The organism is Streptococcus mitis (assembly GCF_946190275.1).
Classification (GTDB): domain Bacteria; phylum Bacillota; class Bacilli; order Lactobacillales; family Streptococcaceae; genus Streptococcus; species Streptococcus mitis_DC.
The window spans coordinates 1-9,629 of the sequence record NZ_CAMHZQ010000030.1 but is presented as its reverse complement, the minus strand read 5'-3'; the positions used below and the strand labels follow the sequence as shown (position 1 = coordinate 9,629).

The following is a 9,629-nucleotide window of genomic DNA, read 5'->3' as shown; positions in this document are numbered from 1 at the left end:
AGGCTCGGTAGCTCAGTTGGTAGAGCAATGGATTGAAGCTCCATGTGTCGGCGGTTCGATTCCGTCTCGCGCCATTTATATATTTTGGAAGGGTAGCGAAGAGGCTAAACGCGGCGGACTGTAAATCCGCTCCTTCGGGTTCGGGGGTTCGAATCCCTCCCCTTCCATTTTACGGGCATAGTTTAAAGGTAGAACTAAGGTCTCCAAAACCTTCAGTGTGGGTTCAATTCCTACTGCCCGTGTTAATAGAATTATGGCGGGTGTGGTGAAGTGGTTAACACACCAGATTGTGGCTCTGGCATGCGTGGGTTCGATCCCCATCACTCGCCTATTTTATATTATTGGGGTATAGCCAAGCGGTAAGGCAAGGGACTTTGACTCCCTCATGCGTTGGTTCGAATCCAGCTACCCCAGTTACTATTTGCCGGCGTGGCGGAATTGGCAGACGCGCTGGACTCAAAATCCAGTGTCCGCAAGGACGTGCCGGTTCGACCCCGGCCGCCGGTATAGTATAGAGTTAGGAACGTTGTTATTCTTCGTTCCTTTTTTGTATTATTTTTGGTATAATAATAGTTATTCAAATTTTATTTAGATTAAGAAAGAGTAGGATAGTATGTCTCATTCTATCGATTTATTAAAACATCGGTATTTGAAAAATATTAAAGAAAATCCTGAATTGTTTGTCGGGATTGAGCTGGAATATCCTGTTGTAAATTTGGAAGGGGATGCCACAGATGTTGAAGTTATCAAACACTTATTCCGATATTTAGTTTCTGCTTTGGATTTTACTGTCGAAAAGGTAGATGATTTTGGGACTCCTATTCAGTTAGTTGACCCAGTAAGTCAGGATACTATTTTATTTGAAGTTTCCTATACTACGATTGAGTTTGCATTTGGTAAGTCTGAAACGATACAAGAGGTTGAAGAACGTTTTAGTATTTATATGACAGCAATCCAGAAGAAGTTAGCTGAATCAAATCATGCTATTGTTGGCTGTGGTATTCATCCCAACTGGGATAAAAATGAGAATTGTCCAGTGGCTTACCCACGCTATCAGATGTTGATGGACTATTTGAATTTGATTAGAAATATGACTAAATCAGACTTACATCAATTCCCTGAATACGGAGCGTTTATTTGTGGGAGTCAGGTTCAGTTGGATGTTTCAAAGTCTAACTACTTACGAGTGATTAATGCTTTTACCCAAATTGAAGGGGCTAAGGCTTATTTATTTGCAAACTCTGAGTTTACAGGTGCTGATTGGGATACAAAAATCTCAAGAGATATTTTCTGGGAAGAATCTATGCATGGTATCTATCCAGAGAATGTTGGTGTCAATGCTAGCCTCTTTAAAGATGAGGATGATTTTTTTGATTATCTAGATCATTCTGCAATTTTTACTGCGGAACGCGATGGGCAAACCTATTATTTTTATCCGATTCAGGCAAGGGACTATTTGGCTACACCTGAAATCCAAGCATATGCACTTAATGGGGATGAGATTATTATTTATCCTCAAGAGAAGGATTTTGAAACCCATCGTAGTTATCAGTACCAAGACTTAACGACTCGCGGAACAGTTGAGTTTCGTAGTGTGTGTACTCAGTCTCTAGAGAGAACTTTTGCTTCTGCAGCTTTTCACTTGGGATTGTTGGTTAATTTAGATAAGTTAGTAGCTTACTTAGAAACAGCACCTTTCTTTAAAGAATTTGGTCGTGATTACAAGTTTTTAAGACGACAATTTTCTAAGAAGAAGCTTACAGATCAGGAAGAGACTGCGATTATTGAAATTTCCAAAGACTTACTTCTGTTAGCTGAGGAAGGTCTGAAGATGAGAAATAAACAAGAAATGATTTATTTAGAGCCTTTGAAGAAAGAATTGGGACTATAATTTCTTTTATAAAGGGAGAATTTTCTGAAAAATCATGATATAATGGAAGAGACTATAGATAAAGGATAGAGAGTAATGACATTAGTTTATCAATCAACGCGTGATGCCAACAATACAGTAACTGCTAGCCAAGCAATTTTGCAAGGTTTGGCGACGGATGGTGGTTTGTTTACACCGCTTACTTATCCAAAGGTAGATTTGGACTTTGACAAATTGAAAGATGCATCTTATCAGGAAGTTGCGAAGCTTGTTTTGTCAGCATTTTTAGATGACTTTACAGCTGAAGAGTTGGACTACTGTATCAACAATGCCTACGATAGCAAGTTTGATACTCCAGCTATTGCGCCTTTAGTGAAATTAGACGGGCAATATAACTTGGAACTTTTCCATGGTTCAACAATTGCTTTTAAGGATATGGCCTTGTCTATTTTGCCATACTTTATGACAACAGCTGCTAAGAAGCATGGTTTGGAGAACAAGATTGTCATTTTGACAGCGACATCTGGTGATACTGGGAAAGCTGCTATGGCAGGATTTGCGGATGTACCTGGTACTGAGATTATCGTCTTTTATCCAAAGTATGGTGTCAGCAAGGTACAAGAGTTGCAAATGACCACTCAAACTGGCGACAATACTCATGTTATTGCTATTGATGGTAACTTTGACGATGCGCAAACCAACGTGAAGCATATGTTTAACGATGTAGCCCTTCGTGAAAAATTGGCTGCCAACAAGTTGCAATTTTCATCAGCTAACTCTATGAACATTGGTCGTTTGGTACCACAGATTGTTTATTATATTTATGCCTATGCTCAGTTGGTTAAGACTGGTGAAATTGTGGCTGGTGAAAAGGTTAACTTCACAGTGCCAACTGGAAACTTTGGTAATATCTTGGCTGCCTTTTATGCTAAGCAAATTGGTCTACCAGTTGGTAAATTAATCTGTGCTTCAAATGACAACAATGTTTTGACAGACTTCTTCAAGACACGTGTTTACGACAAGAAGCGTGAGTTTAAGGTAACAACTAGTCCATCTATGGATATCTTGGTATCTTCAAACTTGGAGCGTTTGATTTTCCATCTTTTGGGTAATGATGCGGTTAAAACAGCTGAACTCATGAATGCCTTGAACAAGCAAGGACAATATGAGTTGACAGACTTTGATGCAGAGATTCTTAACCTCTTTGCAGCTGAATATGCGACTGAGGAAGAAACAGCGGCAGAAATCAAGCGTGTTTATGAGTCAGATTCTTATATCGAGGATCCACATACGGCGGTTGCCTCGGCAGTTTATAAGAAATATCAAGCGGCTAGTGGCGATGTGACTAAGACAGTGATTGCTTCAACAGCGAGTCCATACAAGTTCCCAGTGGTTGCAGTAGAAGCTGTAACTGGAAAATCAGGGCTTGGCGACTTTGAAGCTTTGGCTCAATTACATGATATTTCAGGAGTGGCAGTGCCGCCAGCAGTTGACGGGCTTGAAACAGCTCCTGTTCGTCATAAGACAACTGTGGCGGCTGCTGACATGCAAGCAGCGGTTGAGGCTTACCTAGGACTTTAAGACAGAGGGAGTAAACTCGGTTGGGAAACCAACTGAGTTTCTTTTCATCAGGAGGAAGGATTGTTTAAGAAAAATAAAGACATTCTTAATATTGCCTTGCCAGCTATGGGCGAAAACTTTTTGCAGATGCTCATGGGAATGGTGGACAGTTACTTGGTAGCCCATTTGGGCTTGATAGCCATTTCGGGTGTATCAGTAGCTGGCAATATTATCACGATTTACCAGGCGATTTTCATCGCTCTGGGAGCTGCTATTTCCAGTGTTATTTCAAAAAGTTTGGGGCAGAAGGATCAATCTATGCTAGCATATCATGTGACTGAGGCCTTGAAGATTACCTTACTATTAAGTTTCCTTTTAGGATTTTTGTCCATCTTCGCTGGGAAAGAGATGATAGGACTTTTGGGGACGGAGAGGGATGTAGCTGAGAGTGGTGGACTCTATCTATCTTTGGTAGGCGGATCGATTGTTCTCTTAGGTTTAATGACTAGTCTGGGTGCCTTGATTCGTGCAACTCATAATCCACGTTTGCCTCTCTATGTTAGTCTCTTATCAAATGCTTTGAATATTCTCTTTTCCAGTCTAGCTATTTTTGTTCTGGATATGGGGATAGCTGGTGTTGCTTGGGGGACTATTCTGTCTCGTTTGGTTGGTCTTGTGATTTTATGGTCGCAATTAAAGCTGCCTTTTGAGAAACCGACTTTTGGTTTAGATAAGGAACTATTGATCTTAGCTTTGCCAGCAGCTGGAGAGCGGCTTATGATGCGGGCTGGTGATGTCGTTATCATTGCCTTGGTCGTTTCTTTTGGAACGGAGGCAGTGGCGGGAAATGCGGTCGGAGAAGTCTTGACCCAGTTTAACTACATGCCTACCTTTGGCGTCGCTACGGCAACGGTCATGCTGGTGGCTCGAGCGGTTGGAGAGGATGATCGGAAAAGAGTCGCAAGTTTGAGTAAACAAGTCTTTTGGCTTTCTCTGGTCCTCATGTTACCCTTGACCTTCAGTATCTATGCCTTGGGTGTACCACTAACTCATCTCTATACGACTGATCCTCTAGCGGTTGAGGCTAGTGTTCTAGTGACACTTTTTTCACTACTTGGTACTCCTATGACGACAGGAACAGTCATCTATACAGCAGTCTGGCAGGGCTTAGGGAATGCACGCCTCCCTTTTTATGCGACAAGTATTGGAATGTGGTGTATCCGCATTGGAACAGGATATCTGATGGGGATTGTGCTTGGTTGGGGCTTGCCTGGTATTTGGGCCGGAACCCTTTTGGATAATGGTTTTCGTTGGTTATTTCTACGTTACCGTTACCAGCGTTATATGAGCTTGAAAGGATAGGAAATGCAAAAAACAGCTTTTATTTGGGATTTAGACGGGACTTTATTGGACTCTTACGAAGCGATTTTGTCAGGGATTGAGGAAACTTTTGCTCAGTTTTCTATTCCTTATGATAAGGAGCAGGTGAGAGAGTTTATCCTCAAGTTTTCTGTGCAAGATTTGCTTGTGCGGGTGGCAGAAGATAGAAATCTGGATGTGGAAGTGCTCAATCAAGTGCGTGCCCAGAGTCTGGCTGAAAAGAATGCCCAGGTAGTCTTGATGCCAGGTGCGCGTGAGATGCTAGCTTGGGCAGACCAAGCAGGAATTCAGCAGTTTGTTTACACTCATAAGGGAGACAATGCTCTTACCATTCTCAGAGACTTGGGTTTGGAATCTTATTTTACAGAGATTCTAACCAGTCAGAGTGGCTTTGCTCGCAAGCCTAATCCGGAAGCGGCTACCTATCTGTTAGACAAGTATCAGTTGGATCCTGAGAAAACCTATTATATAGGGGATCGGACTCTGGATGTGGAATTTGCCCAGAATAGTGGTATTCAAAGTATTAATTTTTTAGAGTCGTCTTATGGAGGCAATCATAGGATTCAAGGGTTAGCAGATATTCCTTGCATTTTTGGGGATTGGGAACGATAAGATTGTGTCAGTTTTGTGACAGAGACCTAACAAACTATTTCAAGTAACCGAGTTTGTTACAAGGAATAGACAGTTCTGTTAAATAGGCCCGAGAGGGCTTTTTTTCTGCATTTTTTGTGTTATGATAGACAGGTACTCATTTGAAAGGAATTTGAAAGAATGAAGAAAAGAATATTATTAGCCTCAACAGTAGCTTTGTCATTTGCCCCAGTATTGGCAACTCAAGCAGAAGAACTTCTTTGGACTGCACGTAGTGTTGAGCAAATCCAAAATGATTTGACTAAAATGGACAACAAAACAAGTTATACAGTTCAGTATGGTGATACTTTAAGCACCATTGCAGAAGCCTTGGGTGTAGATGTCACAGTTCTTGCGAATTTGAATAAAATCACTAATATGGACTTGATTTTCCCAGAAACTGTTTTGACAACGACCGTCAATGAAGCTGAAGAAGTAACAGAAGTTGAAATCCAAACACCTCAAGCAGATTCCAGTGAAGAAGCGACAACTGCGACAGCAGATTTGACAACCAATCAAGTGACCGTTGATGATCAAACTGTTCAGGTTGCAGATCTTTCTCAACCGATTGCAGAAGTTCCAAAAGCGGTAGAAGCTCCAAGCACAAAAGAAGTAGCATCAAATTCAGAAGTTACAGAGACAGTGACTACTGCAGAAGAAGTCGTGCTATCTACAGGAACCTCTGTTTCAGAGGAGCAAACAGCCGAAACAAGCAGTGCAGTTGCAGAAGCGGTTTCTCAGGTAACGACTCCAGCTGATAAAGAGGAAACTCAAGCAAGCCCACAAGCAGTTTCAACAGTGGAAGAAACTACAACTCCAGTAGAAGAAACAGCAATCGAAACAACTGCAACAAGTGCAGAAGAAGCAAAAGAAGTAGCATCATCAAGTGAAGCTACACCAGTAGTTTCTACTTATCAACCAGAAGAGGCGAAAACAGTTTCAACAACTTATGCAGCTCCAGCTGCGCCCGATTATGCTGGACTGGCAGTAGCAAAATCTGAAAATGCTGGTCTTCAACCACAAACAGCTGCCTTTAAAGAAGAAATCGCCAACTTGTTTGGCATCACATCCTTTAGTGGTTACCGTCCAGGAGACAGTGGAGATCACGGAAAAGGTTTGGCTATCGACTTTATGGTACAAGAAAGCTCAGAACTAGGGGATAAGATTGCGGAATATGCTATTCAAAACATGGCCAGCCGTGGAATTAGTTACATCATCTGGAAACAACGTTTCTATGCTCCATTCGATAGCAAATATGGACCAGCTAATACTTGGAACCCAATGCCAGACCGTGGTAGCGTGACAGAAAACCACTATGACCACGTTCACGTTTCAATGAATGGATAAATCAGACTTTGTAATATCATTTTGACGAATGAGATCTAGCTTTCGTGATAGAAAGCGAGTCTCGTTCGTTTTTTCTTTGTCATACTCTTCGAAAATCTCTTCAAACCATGTCAGTTTTATCTGCAACCTCAAAGCTGTGCTTTGAGCAACCTACGGATAGCTTCCTAGTTTGCTCTTTGATTTTCATTGAGTATCAATATGAATGGAAAATGGGAAGTTACCATCTTGTAATAATCCAAGCAACATTCTTGCAATTTATTTTACTTTGCATTATACTTGATTAGTCAATTATTGATAAGTAAACAGAAAGAAGGAAGAAATGTTAGAGATTCAAGATTTACTTTATCAACTCCGCTTGTCTGAGCAAGCGAGTACGCAATTGTTTGAAAAAAGACTTGGGATTAGTTTGACACGGTATCAGATTTTATTATTTTTGCTGAAGCATTCCCCTTGTAATCAAATAGCGGTTCAGGAGCGTTTGAAGATTGATCAGGCTGCTTTGACCCGACATTTTAAAATTCTGGAAAAGGAAGGTTTGGTGGAGCGTCATCGTAATCCTGAAAATCAGCGAGAAGTGTTGGTAGAGGCTACGAAGTATGCCAAGGAGCAGTTAGTGGTGAATCCCCCTCTGCAACATATCAAGGTTAAGGAAGAGATGGAAAGTATCTTAACAGAGTCTGAAAGAACAGAACTCAGCCGTTTAGTAAATAAATTGGTTTTGGGTATTGAAAATATAGAAATTTAAGGAGAAATAGATGTCAATTATGACAACCATTTTAGCAACGATTGTTGCTTTGGAGCATTTTTACATTTTTTATTTGGAAAGTATTGCAACGCAATCAGATGCAACTAGTCGTGTCTTTAACATGGAAAAGGAAGAATTGGCTCGTCCGTCAGTAAGTTCATTGTTTAAAAATCAAGGGATTTATAATGCTCTGCTAGGAGTCTTTCTCTTGTATGGGATTTATTTCTCACAGAATTTAGAAATTGTGACTATTTTTGTTTTATTTGTGATTGGTGCTGCGGCTTATGGCTCTCTCACAGCAGATAAGAAAATTATTTTGAAGCAAGGTGGACCAGCTATTTTGGCCTTGATTAGTATTTTACTCTTTAAATAAATTTGAAAGGCGGTACTAGTCTCGCTAGTCCTTTTCACTCCAGAATAAGGGAAATATGTTATACTTGTTTTTAAGAAAAAAGTCTCATTGAATTAGTTTTGAGGAGTTAGAAATGAAAGTATTAGTGACAGGTTTTGAGCCCTTTGGAGGGGAAAAGGTTAATCCAGCTTTGGAGGCCATTAAAGGTTTACCAGCTGAAATCCATGGTGCTGAGGTTCGTTGGCTAGAAGTGCCAACAGTCTTTCACAAATCGGCTCAAGTATTGGAAGAAGAGATGAAGCGTTATCAACCTGACTTTGTCCTTTGTATCGGCCAAGCAGGTGGAAGAACCAGCTTGACACCTGAGCGAGTGGCTATTAATCAAGATGATGCACGCATTCCTGATAATGAAGGCAATCAACCGATTGACCTTCCTATTCGTCCAGATGGTGCTCCTGCCTACTTTAGTAGTCTACCGATTAAAGCAATGGTTCAAGCTATAAAAAAAGAGGGCTTGCCGGCCTCTGTTTCCAATACAGCAGGGACTTTTGTCTGCAATCATTTGATGTATCAGGCCCTCTATTTGGTAGAAAAGAAATTTCCACATGTTAAGGCAGGTTTTATGCATATTCCTTATATGATGGAACAGGTGGTGAATCGACCAACTACTCCAGCTATGAGTTTAGTGGATATTAGGCGAGGGATAGAAGCGGCAATCGGCGCCATTATAGAACATGGAGATCAGGATCTCAAGTTGGTAGGCGGAGAAACTCATTGATAGAAAAAAGCTTGAGGGAAAACCTTCAAGCTTTTGGACGTTTTCGAGCTAGTACTGCTCGGTAAAAAATTATTTTATTGATTTGAATATAAGGAAGAAGTGAGAAACTAGCAATTCCAAAAGTAATCCAATTGAGGAAGTACCAAGGAAGGAGTTGTAGGTCTAGAATAAAGCGCTGAAATTTGTAGCCTTTCATCAGGAAACGGCTGGTTTTTAGGATTTGTCCTGGTTTGGCTTGTCCTAAATCTAGAGTATCACAGAGGAGAAATTCTACCTGTGAATAAGCATAGTATTGTGGGATATAGAGACTATTTCCGACAATCATCAAGAGGATACTTGCTAGAAAATAGAGACCAAAGGTCATGAGGAAACGTTCAGTTTCAACTGACGTGAGATCCAGATTGGGAAATTCAGGATGGATTTCAACGAATTTCTTTGCTAGAAAGCTACTGTAAAAGAGGAAGTAAATCCCGAGTAAACTAGGAATGCTCCATAAGAAGAGATAGAAACGTTTGAGAAGTAGAGTCAAAAAGGTTTGTGAAAAGTGCTCTTCGTTAAAGAGAGTGAGACTATTTTTGACGGATAGTTCTGTATCTGGATTCTTGATGAGTTTCAGAGTGGTATAAACTGAACTGGTTAGAAGTATTGTTCCGATAAAGGAGACTAATAGAGGAAAAAGGTAGGCTTGGAATACATGGCCAAACACGCTTAAAAAGGGTTGTTCTAAAACACTCTCGTTGATGCGCTCTAAGGGATTGAGGAAACTAGACAAGATGACCAGTATACTAGGTAAGAGATAGATGAGAAAGAGGCGGGGATTTTCAGCTTGAAATTGTCTAGCCTGCAGACGAACGGTTTTTAAATCAATTTTTGGGTATTTCATTCTCTCATTATACCATAAATAGTACATAGCTTGCTAATGGTTTGAAATCAGTGGGTTTCTAGCGTGTTAAGTAAAAGTGAATAC

Annotated in this window: 9 protein-coding genes and 6 tRNA genes; 14 read left to right on the top strand and 1 reads right to left on the bottom strand. The window is 40.7% G+C overall.

Annotated elements, in window-relative coordinates; all coding sequences use genetic code 11:
• The first annotated feature begins 1 nt into the window (after nucleotide 1).
• The 14 genes from N8M20_RS09995 (at nucleotide 2) to pcp (ending at nucleotide 8,662) form a co-directional block, all read left to right on the top strand.
• Nucleotides 2-74, top strand: a tRNA-Phe gene (locus tag N8M20_RS09995).
• 12 nt (nucleotides 75-86) lie between these two features.
• A tRNA-Tyr gene (locus tag N8M20_RS09990) sits at nucleotides 87-167 on the top strand.
• 4 nt (nucleotides 168-171) lie between these two features.
• Nucleotides 172-242: transfer RNA gene (locus tag N8M20_RS09985), tRNA-Trp, on the top strand.
• Nucleotides 243-256: 14 nt separating this feature from the next.
• Nucleotides 257-329: transfer RNA gene (locus N8M20_RS09980), tRNA-His, on the top strand.
• A 13-nt stretch (nucleotides 330-342) separates the two neighbouring features.
• Nucleotides 343-414 (top strand) — tRNA-Gln (locus N8M20_RS09975).
• A 9-nt stretch (nucleotides 415-423) separates the two neighbouring features.
• A tRNA-Leu gene (locus tag N8M20_RS09970) sits at nucleotides 424-507 on the top strand.
• A gap of 106 nt (nucleotides 508-613) precedes the next feature.
• Nucleotides 614-1,891, top strand: coding sequence for a glutamate-cysteine ligase family protein (locus N8M20_RS09965; RefSeq protein WP_261080485.1), 1,278 nt, complete (start codon nucleotides 614-616; stop codon nucleotides 1,889-1,891).
• A gap of 75 nt (nucleotides 1,892-1,966) precedes the next feature.
• Entirely contained in the window at nucleotides 1,967-3,451 is a 1,485-nt protein-coding gene (thrC, locus tag N8M20_RS09960) for a threonine synthase (protein ID WP_261080484.1), read from the top strand.
• 60 nt (nucleotides 3,452-3,511) lie between these two features.
• Nucleotides 3,512-4,792 (top strand): MATE family efflux transporter, encoded by a 1,281-nt coding sequence (locus N8M20_RS09955; protein ID WP_261080483.1) that lies wholly within the window; start codon nucleotides 3,512-3,514, stop codon nucleotides 4,790-4,792.
• Between the two features lie 3 nt (nucleotides 4,793-4,795).
• A complete protein-coding gene (locus N8M20_RS09950) occupies nucleotides 4,796-5,422 on the top strand; it encodes an HAD family hydrolase (protein WP_261080482.1) in 627 nt (208 codons plus the stop codon).
• 159 nt (nucleotides 5,423-5,581) lie between these two features.
• The gene (locus tag N8M20_RS09945; protein WP_261080481.1) at nucleotides 5,582-6,787 is read left to right on the top strand and encodes a LysM peptidoglycan-binding domain-containing protein; all 1,206 of its coding nucleotides are present in this window, start codon (nucleotides 5,582-5,584) and stop codon (nucleotides 6,785-6,787) included.
• Between the two features lie 319 nt (nucleotides 6,788-7,106).
• Complete coding sequence (locus tag N8M20_RS09940) at nucleotides 7,107-7,532, top strand: MarR family winged helix-turn-helix transcriptional regulator (RefSeq protein ID WP_219967488.1); 426 nt, start codon at nucleotides 7,107-7,109, stop codon at nucleotides 7,530-7,532.
• A gap of 10 nt (nucleotides 7,533-7,542) precedes the next feature.
• Nucleotides 7,543-7,905, top strand: coding sequence for a DUF1304 domain-containing protein (locus tag N8M20_RS09935; protein WP_261080480.1), 363 nt, complete (start codon nucleotides 7,543-7,545; stop codon nucleotides 7,903-7,905).
• 112 nt (nucleotides 7,906-8,017) lie between these two features.
• Complete coding sequence (gene pcp, locus N8M20_RS09930; protein ID WP_261080479.1) at nucleotides 8,018-8,662, top strand: pyroglutamyl-peptidase I; 645 nt, start codon at nucleotides 8,018-8,020, stop codon at nucleotides 8,660-8,662.
• Nucleotides 8,663-8,687: 25 nt separating this feature from the next.
• On the opposite strand, the gene N8M20_RS09925 is transcribed toward pcp, so the two are convergent.
• Nucleotides 8,688-9,545 (bottom strand): DUF975 family protein, encoded by an 858-nt coding sequence (locus N8M20_RS09925; RefSeq protein ID WP_261080478.1) that lies wholly within the window; start codon nucleotides 9,543-9,545, stop codon nucleotides 8,688-8,690.
• Nucleotides 9,546-9,629 lie beyond the last annotated feature (84 nt).